At 68.0% G+C, this 15,314-nt stretch carries 15 protein-coding genes and 2 pseudogenes; 10 read left to right on the forward strand and 7 right to left on the reverse strand.

All coding sequences use genetic code 11. The annotated features are described in order from the left end of the window. The first annotated feature begins 2 nt into the window (after nucleotides 1-2). The gene (locus AC5Y36_RS17510; protein ID WP_500042249.1) at nucleotides 3-1,613 is read left to right on the forward strand and encodes a radical SAM protein; all 1,611 of its coding nucleotides are present in this window, start codon (nucleotides 3-5) and stop codon (nucleotides 1,611-1,613) included. On the opposite strand, the gene ponA2 is transcribed toward AC5Y36_RS17510, so the two are convergent. Continuing rightward, nucleotides 1,564-3,984 (reverse strand): transglycosylase/D,D-transpeptidase PonA2, encoded by a 2,421-nt coding sequence (ponA2, locus tag AC5Y36_RS17515; RefSeq protein WP_500042206.1) that lies wholly within the window; start codon nucleotides 3,982-3,984, stop codon nucleotides 1,564-1,566. The two genes, AC5Y36_RS17510 and ponA2, sit on opposite strands and share 50 nt — an antisense overlap. Nucleotides 3,985-4,304: 320 nt before the next feature. Between ponA2 and AC5Y36_RS17520 the strand changes: the two genes are divergently transcribed. Then, nucleotides 4,305-4,637, forward strand: a complete 333-nt coding sequence (locus AC5Y36_RS17520) for a WhiB family transcriptional regulator (RefSeq protein WP_500042207.1) — start codon at nucleotides 4,305-4,307, stop codon at nucleotides 4,635-4,637. On the opposite strand, the pseudogene bagB reads toward AC5Y36_RS17520, so the two are convergent. Beyond that, nucleotides 4,610-5,831, reverse strand: a pseudogene (bagB, locus tag AC5Y36_RS17525) (ATPase BagB). The gene AC5Y36_RS17520 and the pseudogene bagB sit on opposite strands and share 28 nt — an antisense overlap. Beyond that, the gene (bagA, locus tag AC5Y36_RS17530) at nucleotides 5,828-6,850 is read right to left on the reverse strand and encodes an ATPase BagA (RefSeq protein WP_500042250.1); all 1,023 of its coding nucleotides are present in this window, start codon (nucleotides 6,848-6,850) and stop codon (nucleotides 5,828-5,830) included. The pseudogene bagB and the gene bagA overlap by 4 nt, the downstream one beginning before the upstream one ends. A gap of 101 nt (nucleotides 6,851-6,951) precedes the next feature. Between bagA and sp36 the strand changes: the two genes are divergently transcribed. From sp36 to AC5Y36_RS17545, 3 genes are read left to right on the forward strand one after another with little or no spacing between them, the layout of a single operon-like run. Continuing rightward, nucleotides 6,952-7,113 (forward strand): Sp36 family protein, encoded by a 162-nt coding sequence (gene sp36, locus AC5Y36_RS17535; RefSeq protein ID WP_500042208.1) that lies wholly within the window; start codon nucleotides 6,952-6,954, stop codon nucleotides 7,111-7,113. Further along, a complete protein-coding gene (locus tag AC5Y36_RS17540; RefSeq protein WP_500042209.1) occupies nucleotides 7,110-7,565 on the forward strand; it encodes a RidA family protein in 456 nt (151 codons plus the stop codon). Before sp36 ends, AC5Y36_RS17540 begins: the two co-directional genes overlap by 4 nt. Beyond that, a complete protein-coding gene (locus AC5Y36_RS17545) occupies nucleotides 7,562-8,332 on the forward strand; it encodes an MBL fold metallo-hydrolase (protein WP_500042210.1) in 771 nt (256 codons plus the stop codon). The genes AC5Y36_RS17540 and AC5Y36_RS17545 overlap by 4 nt, the downstream gene beginning before the upstream one ends. Before the next feature lie 77 nt (nucleotides 8,333-8,409). Here the strand turns inward: AC5Y36_RS17545 and crp are convergent, their stop codons facing one another. After that, complete coding sequence (crp, locus tag AC5Y36_RS17550) at nucleotides 8,410-9,084, reverse strand: cAMP-activated global transcriptional regulator CRP (protein ID WP_500042211.1); 675 nt, start codon at nucleotides 9,082-9,084, stop codon at nucleotides 8,410-8,412. Between the two features lie 242 nt (nucleotides 9,085-9,326). Continuing rightward, nucleotides 9,327-9,407, reverse strand: a pseudogene (locus AC5Y36_RS17555) (hypothetical protein); the annotation flags it as partial. 176 nt (nucleotides 9,408-9,583) lie between these two features. Here AC5Y36_RS17555 and nth point away from each other — a divergent pair. The 4 genes from nth to marP are packed head-to-tail and all read left to right on the forward strand — an operon-like array spanning nucleotide 9,584 to nucleotide 12,881. Beyond that, a complete protein-coding gene (nth, locus tag AC5Y36_RS17560) occupies nucleotides 9,584-10,264 on the forward strand; it encodes an endonuclease III (RefSeq protein WP_500042251.1) in 681 nt (226 codons plus the stop codon). Nucleotides 10,265-10,266: 2 nt separating this feature from the next. After that, the gene (locus AC5Y36_RS17565) at nucleotides 10,267-10,908 is read left to right on the forward strand and encodes a TlpA family protein disulfide reductase (protein WP_500042212.1); all 642 of its coding nucleotides are present in this window, start codon (nucleotides 10,267-10,269) and stop codon (nucleotides 10,906-10,908) included. 27 nt (nucleotides 10,909-10,935) lie between these two features. Beyond that, nucleotides 10,936-11,697, forward strand: coding sequence for an NUDIX hydrolase (locus tag AC5Y36_RS17570; RefSeq protein WP_500042213.1), 762 nt, complete (start codon nucleotides 10,936-10,938; stop codon nucleotides 11,695-11,697). Next, nucleotides 11,694-12,881: an acid resistance serine protease MarP gene (gene marP, locus AC5Y36_RS17575; RefSeq protein WP_500042214.1), complete on the forward strand. Its 1,188-nt coding sequence runs from the start codon at nucleotides 11,694-11,696 to the stop codon at nucleotides 12,879-12,881. Before AC5Y36_RS17570 ends, marP begins: the two co-directional genes overlap by 4 nt. Nucleotides 12,882-12,938: 57 nt before the next feature. Here marP and AC5Y36_RS17580 read toward each other — a convergent pair whose 3' ends face one another. Beyond that, a complete protein-coding gene (locus tag AC5Y36_RS17580) occupies nucleotides 12,939-13,889 on the reverse strand; it encodes an alpha/beta fold hydrolase (protein ID WP_500042215.1) in 951 nt (316 codons plus the stop codon). After that, nucleotides 13,890-14,402 carry a phage holin family protein gene (locus AC5Y36_RS17585; RefSeq protein WP_500042216.1) on the reverse strand — a complete coding sequence of 171 codons (513 nt, stop codon included), beginning with the start codon at nucleotides 14,400-14,402 and terminating at the stop codon, nucleotides 13,890-13,892. It lies immediately after the preceding gene. A 174-nt stretch (nucleotides 14,403-14,576) separates the two neighbouring features. Here AC5Y36_RS17585 and AC5Y36_RS17590 point away from each other — a divergent pair, with 174 nt between their 5' ends. Next, the gene (locus AC5Y36_RS17590) at nucleotides 14,577-15,275 is read left to right on the forward strand and encodes a S1 family peptidase (protein ID WP_500042217.1); all 699 of its coding nucleotides are present in this window, start codon (nucleotides 14,577-14,579) and stop codon (nucleotides 15,273-15,275) included. Nucleotides 15,276-15,314 lie beyond the last annotated feature (39 nt).

A 15,314-nucleotide genomic window follows, 5' to 3' on the forward strand; every position in this document is an offset into this window, starting at 1 on the left:
GCATGGAACTGCGCGGTGACCGGATCCTGCGCTATGTCAACGCGTTCTGCCCGCGCTGCCATGACGCACAGCCCGACCGGCCGCTGGCCGAGGTCGCGCGGCTCAGTGGCCGGCTGGCCGAACGTGACGGGCGGGTGTGGCTGGAGCGGGGCTGCGCCACCCACGGCATGGTGCGCACCCTCTATGACGAGGATCCCGAGATCCTGGCGTATCTGGAGGAGTGGACCGCACCGACCAAAGCCCACATTCCTGACGCCGCAGGCAATTTCGACCCGATCCCGTCGGCGTATCTGCGTGGACTGCCGGAAATGCAGACCCAGCACACCTGCATCCTGCTGCAAGACATCACCGAAACCTGCAATTTGCGCTGCCCCACCTGCTTCACCGACTCCTCACCCGAGCGGTCCAGCGTCGTCGCGCTCGCCGATGTACTCGCCAACGTCGACCAGCGCATCGAGCGGGAGAACGGCCACCTCGACGTGCTGATGCTGTCCGGTGGCGAACCCACCCTGCATCCGCAGTTGCCGCAGCTACTCGCCGAGCTCACCGCCCGGCCGATCACCCGAATCCTGGTCAACACCAACGGTGTCCGGATCGCCTCCGACGATCGGCTGCTCGATCTGCTGAGCGAACATCGGGAACGCGTCGAGACCTACCTGCAGTTCGACGGTCTGTCGGAGGCGGCGCATCGCCACCACCGGGGCGGCGACCTGCGTCGCACCAAACAGCAAGCACTGCACCGACTCTCCGACCGAGAGATCTTCACCACCCTGGTGATGACGGCCGCGCTCGGCGTCAACGACGGCGAGATCGGGGATGTCGTCCGGGTGGCGCTGGACACCCCCTTCGTGGGCGGAGTGTCGATCCAGCCGCAGTTCGGCTCCGGACGCTCGGGCGTCATCGACCCGCTGGACCGGCTCACCCACACCGGGGTGCTCAAGCGGCTCGGCCCGCAGACCGGCGGCCTGGTCGGCTGGCGCGACCTGACCGCGCTGCCGTGCTCGCATCCGCACTGCTGCTCGGTGGGCTACCTGCTGCGCGACGACAGCAACCGGTGGCGGTCGTTGGTTTCGCTGATCGGCCATGACGTGCTCAAACAGAAGCTGGGGCTGGTTGCCAACCGCATCGCCGACACCGACGTTCCCCGGGAACTGCAACTGGCGGTGCGGGAATCGCTGCTGGGTCTGCTCTCCGAGCGCTCCTCGCTGTCGGACCCGCAGATCGGCCAGATCTGGCACACCATCTGCGCCAACTGCGACCTGGGCCCGGCCACCTTGCTGACGCTGGCATCGACCGCCCTGCCCGGGCGCCGGCGCAAGCTACGACGAATGTTCGGGGAGCGGATGGTCCGGATCACGGTCAAACCGTTCATGGACATGTCGACGATGATCGAAGAACGCCTCACCCAGTGCTGCGTGCACGTCGGCACCCGTGCAGCTGAGGGTCCCGGATCGTCCGGCGAGCAGTGTGCGCCGTTCTGCGCGGTGCAGGCGTGGGGGCCGTTGAGTCGTCAGCGGGTATCCGCGGCGCGGACACTGCCGATATCCGCTGATCCGGCGCCGGTCAGGGCGGCGGGTTGGCGCCCGGCGGCGGGGGCAGGATCGGCACCGTGATCGGGGGCAGACCCGGGATTTCGATGACCGTCATCTCCGTCGGCGGCAGGTCCATCGGCGGTGGCGGCGGTGGCGGCGGGATCCCGTTGCTGATGTCGATGGTGATGATCGAACCCGGAATGGTCTGTCCGCTCGGCGACGTCCCGACCACCGTGCCCGACTTGGCGACGCTGTTCACCCAGTTGGACTGTTCGGCGACCTGGAATCCGGCTTCGGTCAACCGCTGCCGGGCCTGATCGATCTCCAGCCCGCTAACGCTGGGCACCCGGGAGTTGGGGCCGCCCTCGACGTAGCGCGGGTCGGTCGGCGGCAGGGCCACGTCACCGAAGGAGGTCGCGATCGGCTTCATCGCGGCGAACCAGGTCCGGGCCGGCTCATTGCCGCCGAACAGATTGCCGTCACCGCAGTGGCGCAGCGGGAAGGAGCACAGGTCGCCCGGGGACAGCGAGTCGTCGTAGACGTAGTTGGCGGCCGCGTATTGGTTGGTGAACCCGACGAAACTCGAGGAGCGGTGCGCCTCGGTGGTCCCGGTCTTGCCCGACATCGGCAGATCCCAGCCGACCGAACCGGCGGCACCCGACGCGGTTCCGCCCCCCTGGGAATCCTTGCTCAACGCGTTGGCCAGCGTGTTCGCCAAGCCTTGGGGCACCACCTGCTCACAAGCTTCGGAGTTCACCGCAACTTCCTTGCCGTCGCGGTCGAGCAGCTTGTCGATCGGGCTCGGCGGGCACCACATACCACCGGACGCCAGCGTGGCCGCCACATTGGACAATTCCAAGGCGTTCACCTGAATCGGCCCCAACGTGAACGACCCGATGTTCTGCCGCTTGACGAAGTCGGCCAGACTCTCGTCGCTGTCGGGGTCGTAGGCGCGCGCGGTACCGGGGTCGCTGTAGGACCGCAGCCCGAGTTTGACCGCCATGTCGACCGTCCGCGGCACGCCGACCTGTGAGATCAGCTTGGCGAACGCGGTATTGGGGGAGGTGGCCAGCGCGTCGGTCACGCTCATCGGCGAGCGGTAGTTCCCGGCGTTGACCACGCACCAGGTCTCCTTCGGGCACCCCTTGGCCCCGCCGCTGCCCATGCCCTTGGTCTGGAACCGCGGCGGCACGTCGAGTTGGGCGTTGATCCCCATCCCCATTTCCAGGGCGGCCGCGGTGGTGAAGATCTTGAACACCGACCCGGCCCCGTCGCCGACCAGGGAGAACGGCTGCGGCCGCATCGTCTCGTCCAGGTCGGAATTGAGCCCGTAGGTGCGGTTACTGGCCATCGCCACCACCTGGTGGCTGGTCTTGCCCGGCTTGATCACGCTCATCACGCTGGCCGCGCCCTCGACGGTGGGGCTGGCGAACTGGTCGACCGCGGACTTGATCGGAACCTGCACGTTGGGATCCAACGTGGTGCGGATCTGGTAGCCGCCACGGGAGAGCTGTTCCCGGCTGATCCCGGCGCGGGCCAGATACTCCTGGACGTAGTCGCAGAAGAACGCCCGGTCACCGGCGGCGATGCAGCCGCGGGGCAGCTGGTTGGGCTGCGGCAGGATGCCGAGCGGCTGCGCCCGCGCAGCGCGCAGGTCGGCGACCGGTCCGGCCTCGTTCTCGATCATGGTGTCGAGCACGACATTGCGCCGGGCCAGCGCCCCTTCCGGGTTGGTGTAGGGGTTCAATGCACTGGTCGACTGCACCAACCCGGCCAACAGCGCGGCCTGATGCCAGTTGAGGTCGGAGGCGTCCACCCCGAAATAGGTCTGTGCGGCGTCCTGGATACCGAAGGCGCCGTTGCCGAACGACACCAGGTTCAGGTAGCGCGTCAGGATCTCGGGTTTGGTCAGCGTCTTGTCCAGGGTGAGCGCCATCCGGATCTCGCGCAGTTTGCGTGCCGGGGTGGTTTCGATCGCGGCGCGCTTCTCAGCGTCGGTCTGGGCGGTGACCAGCAACTGATAGTTCTTCACGTACTGCTGCTCGATCGTGGAGCCGCCGCGGGTGTCGACGTCACCGGATGCGTAACCGGCCAAGCCGGTCAGGGTGCCCTTCCAGTCCACCCCGCTGTGTTCGGCAAACCGCTTGTCCTCGATCGAGACGATTGCCAGCTTCATCGTGTTGGCGATCTGGTCGCCGGGCACCTCGAACCGGCGCTGTGAATACAGCCAGGCGATGGTGTCGCCGTTGGCGTCGAACATCGTCGTCACCGCCGGCACCTCGCCCTCCAGCAGCTGAGCCGAGCCGTTGGCGACCACGTCCGAGGCGCGATTGGACATCAGGCCGATGCCGCCGACCGCGGGGAACAGCAGCGTCGCGACAAGAACGCCGGCGAGCAGGCAGCAACCAGCGAGCTTGATCACCGTGACACCGGCCGCGGGGCGCTCCGACATGGGTACTACAGTAGCGACGCGCCTTCACCGGCCGTGCGGATGACCCCGGCCAGATGGGCCCTCGGATGTCCAGCGCATCACCGGCCGGCGCGTCGTCAGCCGCTCAGGGTATCTCCCGGGGGCCATCTTCATGATCGGACGGCACGGTCGTCCCAAAAAAGAGCTTTCAAACTGTTGCGCAAATGCAACCTGACCACCTAACTTATACACACACTGCGATTCAGGTAACACTGAACTGTGTAATGTGGCGCAGATCGCACTCAGGGTCTGCACGACGTCGGGTAGCCGTCCCAGCGACGGCCTAGAGGAAGGGGTTGCTGGTGTCAGCTACACGGCCCGTGGTGAGCAGGACAACCGTCCAAAGCGCCGAGTCCGAGACCCGAATCGCCTGGGTGTCCAAGGCCTTGTGCCGGACCACCGACCCTGATGAACTCTTCGTCCGCGGCGCTGCTCAGCGCAAGGCCGCGGTGATCTGCCGCCACTGCCCGGTGATCCTGGAATGCGGCGCCGATGCGCTGGACAACCGGGTCGAGTTCGGCGTTTGGGGCGGCATGACCGAGCGCCAGCGCCGTGCCCTGCTCAAGCAGCACCCCGAAGTCGTCTCGTGGGGAGACTTCTTCGCTGGTCAGCGCAAGCACCGCAGCGCCGGCTGACCTCGCTCAACCTGGCGTCCCGCGGCGATGCCGCGGTCAGGCGCTTGCGGTGAGCTGGTCGGCGATCACCCGCAGCGCCTCCAGATCGGAGACCTCGAACGGCAACGACGGCACCCCGACGATCGAGACGTGCGGGTTGGCGCCGGTGAACCGTGACAACAGCCGGACCTCCCGCTTGGCGGTCAAACCCCGGTTGGCATGAATCCGCAGCACCGCCGCGGCCAGCGCGTTGGCGTCGGCGCCGTCGGTGGCGCTCTCCGATGAGCTCTGCAGCGTGTCGATACCGTCGACGGCCCGCTCGACGGGCAACTCGCACAGGGTGGGATGGGTGCGGTTCAGGATCAGGCCGGCCAGCGGCATGTTCTCCTGCGACAGCCGGTCGACAAAGAACGACGCCTCGCGCAGCGCGTCCGGTTCGGCGGCCGACACGACCACGAACTGGGTGCCGCGCCGCTTCAACAGGTCATAGGTGCGGTCGGCCTTTTCCCGGAACCCGCCGAACGTGGCATCCAGGGACTGCACGAAACTGGCTGCATCGGAAAGCATCTGTGAACCCAGAATGGTCGACATGGCCTTCATCGCCAGCCCGACGGCACCGGCGACCAGCCGCCCGATGCCCCGCCCGGGCCCCAGCAGCATCTTCCATAGCCGGCTGTCCATGAAGCTGCCCAGCCGCTTCGGGGCGTCCAGGAAGTCCAGCGCGTTGCGCGACGGCGGGGTGTCCACCACCACCAGATCCCAGCGGTCCTGGCCGAGCAACTGGCCGAGCTTCTCCATCGCCATGTACTCCTGCGTGCCGGCGAGCGAGGTGGCCACGGTCTGATAGAACTGGTTGTTCAAGATCGCGTCCGCCCGTTCGGGTCCGGAGTACTGAACCACCATCTCGTCGAACGTGCGACGCATGTCGAGCATCATCGCGTGCAGCTCGCCGGGAGTGTCGTCGGGCAACGGCACCCGTTGCGGCGTGTTGCCGAGGTCGTCGATGCCGAGCGCCTGCGCCAGCCGTTTAGCCGGGTCGATGGTCAACACGACGACGGTGCGGCCGTACTCGGCGGCCCGCAACGCCATCGCGGCAGCGGTGGTCGTCTTACCGACACCGCCGGCCCCGCAACACACCACCACCCTGTTGCTGGTGTCGGCCAGGATCGAGCCGATGTCCAGGGCTGCGGGTTTGGCACTGCTTTGCGGCGTCATCGAACCCCCTGTTGGGCGAGAATTTCGGAAAGCTCGTAGAGACTGCCGAGGTCGACGCCGTCGGCGATGGTCGGCAGCTCCAGCCGCGGCACGTGCAGGTGCTCGAGTTGCTCGGCGGCCTCGGCGCGGGCGCTGATCCGGGTGGCGTGCTGGATGGCTTCGGTGAGCAGACCGGCGAAATCGGCGTCGTCGAGGGTGATGCCGGCCGCGGTCAGCCCGGCCCGCACCCGGTCGGCGTCCACCACGCCCTCGGCCGCCTTGGCCAGGTCGTCGGGCGCCAGGTAGGCCGGGATGGTGCGGTTGACGATCACGCTGCCGATCGGCAGGTCCAGTTCCCGCAGCTCGTCGATCGCCTCGAGCGTCTCCTGGATGGGCAGCGCCTCCAACAGGGTGACGAGGTGGATCGCGGTCTGCTCGGAGTGCAGCAGCTTGACCACTCCGTCGGCCTGCGAATGCACCGGGCCGCCCTTGGCGAGGTCGGAGACCGCCTTGGTGACGTCCAGGAATCGGGCGATCCGGCCGGTCGGTGGGGCGTCGACCACGATCGCGTCATACGTCGGCTTCTTGTTCTTGTCGACGCTGCCCACCGCATATTTGATCTTGCCGGTGAGGATCACGTCACGCAGACCCGGTGCGATCGTGGTGGCGAACTCGACGGCCCCGATGCGCCGCATCGCCCGGCCCGCCAGGCCGAGGTTGTAGAACAAATCGAGGTACTCCAGGAACGCGGCCTCGATGTCCATCGCCAGCGCATCGACTTGACCACCGCCCTCGGCGGTGGCGATCTTGACTTCGCCATACGGCAGCGGCGGCACGTCGAAGAGCTGCGCAATGCCCTGGCGCCCTTCGACTTCCACCAGCAGAACCTTGCGACCGCCGGCGGCCAGGGTCAGCGCCAGGGCTGCCGCGATCGTTGACTTGCCGGTGCCACCCTTGCCGGTGACGAAATGCAGACGCGCTTTGGACAGCCGGGAGGGCCAGCCGACGGCGCTCTCGGTGCTGGATGTGGTTGCCACCAGTGCATGCTAACCAAACTGCCCGGCTTCTCCTCCCGCCGCTACGCGGCGCGCATCGGCGCCGGGCGCCAAGCAGGTCCCGCTGCTACCGATAAGCTCTGGCTATGAGCCAACCGACGCAGTGGGAGTACTCGACTGTCCCGCTGATCACACACGCGACCAAGCAGATCCTCGACCAGTGGGGCGAGGACGGCTGGGAGCTGGTCTCGGTGCTGCCGGGCCCGACCGGTGAGCAACTCATCGCGTTCCTCAAGCGACCGAAATGACCGCGTCCGCCCGGCTGGCCGAACTCGGTATCGAACTGCCCGAGGTGGTGACGCCGCTGGCGTCCTATCTTCCGGCGGTGCGCACCGGCAACCTGGTCTACACCTCCGGCCAGGTGCCGATGCAGGCCGGCAAGCTGGCCGGCACCGGCAAGGTGGGCGGTGATGTGAGCCCGGAGGAGGGCGCGGCGCTGGCGCGCATCTGCGCACTCAACGCGCTGGCCGCGGTGGACGCGCTGGTGGGTATCGACGCGGTGACCCGGGTCGTCAAGGTGGTCGGCTTCGTCGCGTCCGCGCCGGGATTTCACGGCCAGCCGGGTGTCGTCAATGGAGCGTCCAATCTGCTCGGTGAGGTGTTCGGTGACCGCGGGGCGCACGCCCGATCGGCGGTCGGTGTCGCCGAGCTGCCGCTGGACGCACCCGTTGAAGTCGAATTGATCGTCGAGGTCGAGTGACCCATCCGGCGTACGGTCTGCTGCGGCCGGTCACCGAGACCGCCTCGGTGCTGCTCGCCGACAACCCGGGCCTGATGACGCTGGACGGAACCAACACCTGGGTGCTGCGCGGACCCGGCAGCGACGAGGTGGTCGTCGTCGACCCGGGTCCCGACGACGACGCGCACATCTCCCGGATCGTCGAGGTCGGCAAGGTGGCGCTGGTGTTGATCAGCCACCGCCATTTCGACCACACCGACGCGATCGACAAGCTGGTCGACGCGACCGGTGCCACCGTGCGCTCGGTGGGCAGCGGATGGCTGCGTGGGATGGGCGGACCGTTGAGCGACGGCGAGGTGATCGACGCCGCCGGGCTGCGGATCACCGTGATGGCCACGCCCGGGCACACCGCCGACTCGCTGTCCTTCGTGCTCGAGGACGCGGTGCTGACCGCCGACACCGTGCTGGGCCGCGGCACCACCGTCATCGACACCGAAGACGGCAACCTGGGCGACTATCTGGAGTCGCTGCACCGGCTCGGCGGGCTGGGCCCGCGGATGGTGTTACCCGGACACGGGCCGGAGCTGCCGGATCTGCGTGCGGTCGCAGCGGGTTACCTGGCGCACCGCGAGCAGCGACTGAACCAGGTTCGCGGAGCGCTGACCGAGCTGGGCGAGGACGCCACGGCGCGCCAGATCGTCGAGCATGTCTATGTCGACGTCGACGAGGAACTGTGGGGCGCCGCCGAATGGTCGGTGCAAGCCCAGCTGGACTACCTGCGCCGCTAGCCCCCCAGCGCGAGCGTGCGCAGAATGCCAGATTTTCGGCGCGCGAGCGTGCAACTGCGCACGCTCGGGGGAAGGTGTTAGCGGGCGCGCCTCGCCAACCGCTCCGAGTCGGAGATCAGCACACTCTTGCCCTCCAGGCGGATCCAGCCGCGGTGGGCGAAGTCGGCCAGCGCCTTGTTCACCGTCTCCCGCGAGGCGCCCACCAGCTGGGCGATCTCTTCCTGGGTCAGGTCGTGGGTGACCCGCAGCGCGCCACCCTCCTGGGTGCCGAAGCGCTGGGCCAGCTGCAGCAGCTGCTTGGCGACCCGACCGGGCACGTCGGTGAAGATGAGATCAGCCAGGTTGTTGTTCGTGCGACGCAACCGGCGGGCCAGCACCCGCAGCAGTTGCTCGGCGATCTCGGGGCGGTCGGCGATCCAGGCGCGCAGCGCGTCGCGGTCCATCGACACCGCCCGCACCTCGGTGATGGTGGTCGCGCTCGACGTCCGCGGCCCCGGGTCGAAGATCGACAGTTCACCGAACATATCCGACGGTCCCATGATGGTCAGCAGGTTCTCCCGCCCGTCGGGGGAGCGGCGACCGATCTTCACCTTGCCGGTGATGATGATGTAGAGCCGGTCGCCGGGCTCGCCCTCGGCGAACACGGTGTGCCCGCGCGGAAAGTCGACGGGTTGAAGTTGCTTGGTCAGCGCGGCGACGGCGCTGGGCTCAACCCCCTGGAAGATTCCGGCCCTGGCCAGGATCTCGTCCACGTTGCCCCTTAGATGCTGTTCTGACGGTGTGTCACGCGACGGCTCAACCACTGCCGCTTAGAGAATCTAAGCATAAGAGGCAGGGCTGTTGATCGACGTGCCAACGCTACACACGATCAGCCTGGTTAGTTGCGTGAAACTACAGATTCGCTCGCGAATGTGTACCCCGGGTGTGGAACGGCGAACACCTGCCCGGTGCGGCTGCCCTCCTCGGTCGAGGAGAACAGTTCGGTGACGTCGTCGAGGCCGGTTTCGAGTCGTTCCAGCCCGATGGCGGCCGCCATCAGCAACCCCGGGATGAGAGCCACGAGCAACCAAGACACACGCAGCAGTAAACACGCGCAAAGTCTCAGCGGGATCACGAATCAGTACCCTGTCGTAGGTGATTGTGGACAAGCCTTCTTCGGGTGCGCGAGCGGCGCGCGCCCAGTCCGCTGGGGTCGCCGCCCGGCGGTTCGCCGGCGAAACCCGGCTCGGTCTGGTCCGTCGAGCGCGCCGGATGAATCGTGCGTTGGCGCAAGCGTTTCCGCACGTGTACTGCGAACTGGATTTCGCCAGCCCCCTCGAGTTGACGGTGGCGACCATCCTGTCGGCGCAGAGCACCGACAAACGCGTCAACCTGACCACGCCCGCGCTGTTTGCGCGCTATCAGACCGCGCTGGACTACGCGCAGGCGAACCGCGCCGAGCTCGAAGAGCTCATCCGCCCCACCGGTTTCTTCCGTAACAAGGCAACGTCGCTGATCGGGCTCGGTCAAGCTCTGGTCGAGCGGTTCGACGGGGAGGTGCCGGCCACCATGGCCGAGTTGGTCACCCTGCCCGGGGTCGGCCGCAAGACCGCCAACGTCATCCTCGGCAACGCGTTCGACATCCCCGGGATCACCGTCGACACCCATTTCGGTCGGCTGGTGCGGCGCTGGGGTTGGACCACCGAGGAGGACCCGGTCAAGGTCGAACACGCGGTCGGCGAACTGATCGAACGCAACCAGTGGACGCTGCTCAGCCACCGGGTGATCTTCCACGGCCGCCGGGTGTGTCATGCCCGCAAACCCGCCTGCGGCGTCTGCGTGCTCGCCAAGGACTGTCCATCATTCGGCACCGGCCCCACCGATCCGGTGATCGCCGCGGCCCTGGTGAAGGGACCGGAGACCGACCACCTGCTGGCGTTGGCCGGACTGTAGCGGTGCGCATCCCGATCCGGTGGACGATCGCGGCCGTGACCGTGGTGGCCGTCCTGATCGCGGCCCTGCTCGTCGCGTTGCGCGATACCCCGGACGATGCGGCGACCGGCGGATCGCCCGCGGTCGCCCGCGAACACCGCGACGCCGACACCGCCGCGGCGCTGGCTGAACCACGCCGTCGCGCCGACCTGCCGCCGTGTCCGGCCGGGTCGCACGCCCCCGGCCCGAGCGCGCTGCGCGGGGTCACAGCCGAATGCGCGGCTGACGGTACGTCGGTGGATGTCGCGCCTGCGCTGGCCGGCAGACGGGTGGTGCTGAACCTGTGGGCGTACTGGTGTCAGCCCTGCCGGGACGAGCTGCCGGCCATGGCCGACTATCAACGGCGCGCGGGCCCGGCGGTGACGGTGCTGACGGTGCATCAGGACGAGAACGAGACCGCCGCCCTAATGCGGCTGGCCGAGTTGGGGGTGCGGCTGCCGACCCTGCAGGACGGGCAGCGTCGGATCGCGGCGGCGCTGCGGGTTCCCAACGTGATGCCCGCGACGGTGGTGTTGGCCGCGGACGGTAGCGTTGCCCACGTCCTGCCGCGAGCCTTCGCCAGCGCTGAGGAGATCGCCGAGGCGGTCGAAGGCGGGGACCGATGAAACCCGAAAAAGAGAGGTGAGGCGTCGGTGAGCGCTAAGGCGATTCAGCTGACGCCCGACGCTTCGCCGACCTGGCTGCGCCGACTCGTCGACAATATCGGCGACATACCGGCCGTCTACCGGCGTCGCCTGCCGGCCGACGTCCTGGCCATGGTCACCGCCGCCCGAGCCAGCGCGGCGATACGCGGCCACGGCCGCGACGCGGCGGTGCTGGTGCTGTTCTCCGGGCCGGACTCGCCCGACAGCGGTCCCGAGGACGCTGATCTGCTGGTGACGGTTCGGGCGTCGAGTCTGCGTAATCATGCGGGTCAGGCCGCGTTTCCCGGGGGAGCCTCCGATCCCGGCGACGGCGGGCCGGTGGCCACCGCGCTGCGTGAGGCATGGGAGGAGACCGGGGTGGACCCGGGCCGGCTGCACCCGTTGGCCACCATGGAGCGGACGTTCATCGCACCGTCGGGGTTTCACGTGGTCCCGGTGCTGGCGTATTCGCCCGATCCTGGACCGGTGACCGTGGTTGACGAGGCCGAGACGGCGATCGTGGCGCGGGTTCCGTTGCGGGCCTTCATCAATCCGGAGAATAGGCTGATGGTGTACCGCAGCGAACACGGTCGGCGCTGGGCTGGTCCGGCATTCCTGCTCAACCAGATGCTGGTGTGGGGATTCACCGGTCAGGTGATTTCGGCAATGTTGGATGTGGCCGGCTGGGCCCAGCCGTGGGATACCACCGATATGCGGGAACTGGATTCGGCGATGGCGCTGGTCGATAACGGAGGCGGTACTGCGCGATGACCTCGTCACAGTGGTTGGACATGGCGGTGCTGGCGGTCGCGTTCATCGCGGCCGTGTCCGGGTGGCGCTCCGGCGCGCTCGGCTCGGTGCTGTCGTTCATCGGAGTGGCGCTGGGCGCTGTGGCGGGTGTGCTGATGGCCCCGCACATCGTCAGCCACGTCAGCGGGACACGGCCCAAATTGTTCGCCGCGCTGTTCCTGATCCTGGCGATGGTGGTCATCGGTGAAGTGGCCGGTGTGGTGTTGGGTCGCGCCGTGCGCGGGGCCATCCACAGCCCCGGCATCCGCGGCCTCGATTCGCTGATCGGCGTCGGGCTGCAACTGGTCGTGGTGTTGCTGGCGGCCTGGCTGCTGGCGACCCCGTTGACCTCCTCGGACCAGCCGAGTCTGGCGGCGGCGGTGCGTGGTTCGCGGGTGCTGGCGGAGGTCAATCAGGCTGCCCCGGCCTGGCTCAGGATGGTGCCCAAACGGATCTCGGCACTGCTGAACAACTCCGGCCTGCCCGATGTGCTGGACCCCTTCAGCCGCACCCCGATCGCGGCGGTGGATGCGCCGGACGCGGCGCTGGGCGGGGACCCGGTGGTGGCGGCCACCGAACCCAGCGTGGTCAAGGTTCGCGGCGTCGCACCCAGCTGCCAGAAGGTGCTGGAGGGCACCGGATTCGTGGTGGCTCCCAACCGGGTGATGACCAACGCGCACGTGGTGGCGGGCTCCAACGAGGTCAGCGTGGACGTCGGGACCAAGTCGTATGACGCCACCGTGGTGTCCTTCGATCCAGACGCCGACATCGCGATCCTCGCCGTCGCCGATCTGCCGCAGGCACCGCTGGTGTTCGCGGACTCGCCGGCCAAAGCGGACACCGACGCGATCGTGCTGGGCTATCCGGGTGGCGGCATCTTCGAAGCGACGCCGGCCAGAATTCGCGAGATCATCCAACTCAACGGTCCCGACATCTACCAGAAGGACACCGTCACCCGCGAGGTGTACACGATTCGTGGCCTGGTGCGGCAAGGGAATTCCGGCGGTCCGCTGATCGACGTGAACGGCAAGGTGCTCGGCGTGGTGTTCGGTGCGGCCGTCGACGACAGCGACACCGGGTTCGTGCTGACCGCCAAGGAAGTGGCGCGCCAGATGATCCGGATCGGCGACACCGCTGCGGTGTCGACCGAGACGTGCATCGGCTGACTCAGCGGCGATCGCGAGCGCGGCGGAGCCGGGCGTGGCGGGTCGCCGCCGTCGAACTCAGCGGCTGTGCACCTGGGCCAGGAACCGGTTCAGGTGGTCGTTGACCTGCTCGGGTTGCTCCTCGTGGCCGAAATGTCCTGCGCCCGCGATGGATACGTAGCGCCCGTGGGGTGCGTAGTGCCGGGTGCGTTCGACCGGGTCGGCCAGCACGTAGGGGTCGGCGTCACCGCGTAAGTGCAAAATCGGACCGCAGGTGCGTCGGCTCATGGACCGCATGAACCTGCGGCCCTCCTCGCGGAACTGGCTGCGCACCGCCCAGCGCTGGTACTCCAGTGCACTGTGCGCCGCCGACGGGATCTGGATGGCCCGGCGCAGATGCCCGATTGTCTCGGTAAAGTCCTCGCTGGCTTGCCATTTGGCGCCGGACCGGCTGCGCACGATCCGTTCCAGCTCGGCTGCGTTGTCCCGGGTCAATACGTGTTCGGGCCAAAACGGCAGTTGATAGCGCAGCAGCCAGGGCACCAGGGCGCGCCCCTGATCGCGGCGGGTCAGCGCCGAGGCCCGCAACGCCGCGGGATGCGGTGAGCTGACCACTGCGATGGCGCGCACCAACCGCGGATGCAGGACGGCGGTAGCCCAGCACACCAGTCCACCGTCGGCGTGGCCGACCAGCGTCGCCGACGGGTGTCCGAGCGCACGGATCAGCCCGGTGATATCGCCGGCCAACGTCCACCCGTCGTACCCGCGCGGCGGCTTATCGCTGCCGCCGTAGCCGCGCAGGTCGACGGCGACGACCCGCGCACCGGTCAACCCGCGCAGTTGGTGGCGCCAGGACCACCAGAACGACCCGAAGCCGTGCAGCAGGATCACCAGCGGCCTGGACACCGCGGCCGGGTCCTCGCCGGCCGGAGCGGCCTCGACCACATGGAACCGAATGCCGTTGGCGTGAATATCCAGATGGCGCCATGGCCCGTCGATGCGGGTGATCGACGGATCCGGTGCGGGCATTTACCAGCCCGACGGGTCGGTGGCGGTGGTGCTGGCCGGGGCGCTGGACTTGCTGTGATCGGGGATGAACGCGCTGCGGGTCTCTTTGACCGATTCGATCGTCTGCTGAGGCCCGCGGATACGCCTGACCTTCAGATAGCCGAACAACACCAATGCCACGGTGACCAGCATCATGATCCCGAACACGATCGCGAACGCCACCCAGCGCCACAGCCAGGTGTCCAACAGTTCGGCGAGGAAGAAGAAGAAGAAGAACGTCGAGTAGAACAGCACGACCAGGGCGGCGATGAAAAAGATGCTGCCGGTCAGGCCCTTCTTGACATCGCGGGTGATCTCGGCGCGGGCGAGCTCGACCTCGGCCCGAACCAGGGTGGACAGCTGCGCCGTCGCGTCCTTGACCAGGTCGCCCAGCGACGGGTCGCCTGCTGTGGCGTGCGGGTCCGCCAGGGGGATCGTGGTCAGGGTGGCTGGCACCACGCTTTTGCGGTCGCCGTTGCTTCGGGCCTTACTCACTCCACGGTCCTCCCGGGTTGGCTGTCCTCGCGGTTTATGTTGCCATGCGGTGCCAGGGCAGACGACGCCAACCAGCAACACCCGCTACACCCGCTGCAAGCCGGCGCTGTTACTGCTGTGGTCACGCTAGACTGCGCGCAAGGACGGGTGGGGGCCATCGACGGGAGTTGCGCATTGCAAACGGCATACCGCTGGGCACGGTTCGGTGTCGCGGCACTGGTCGCCCTGGCCGCGCTGGCGGCCCCGATCGTCCCCACGGCGGCCGCGGACAACAAGGTGCAGTTGGGTGGTGGCGCCGGGATCGTGGTCGACGAAGACACCCTGTGCACCCTGACCACGATCGGCCACGACAACACCGGCGCGCTGATCGGGTTCACCTCCGCCCACTGCGGCGGCCCGGGAGCCCAGGTCGCCGCGGAAGGTTCCGAAGGCAACGGCACGGTGGGCACGATGGTGGCCGGCAATGAGAACCTGGATTACGCGGTGATCAAATTCGACCCGGCCAAGGTGACACCGGTGAACACCGTCGCCGGCTTCACGATCACCGGCATCGGCCCCGACCCGGCATTCGGCCAGGTCGCCTGCAAGCAGGGCCGCACCACCGGCAACTCGTGCGGGATGACTTGGGGACCCGGGCAGGACCCCGGCACCATCGTGATGCAGGTGTGCGGGCAGCCCGGCGACTCCGGCGGACCGGTCACCGTCGACAACATGCTGGTCGGCATGATCCACGGGGCGTTCAGCGATGCGCTGCCGACGTGCGTGATCAAGTACATTCCGCTGCACACCCCCGCTGTGGTGGTGTCGATGAACGCCGTCATCGACGACGTCAACGCCAAGGGCCGCCCCGGCGCCGGCTTCGTACCGGTCTAGTCAACTGCCGAGCAGACGCAAAGGTGCCCTTTTCAGGCC

It is taken from the genome of Mycobacterium sp. NGS50 (assembly GCF_059812545.1).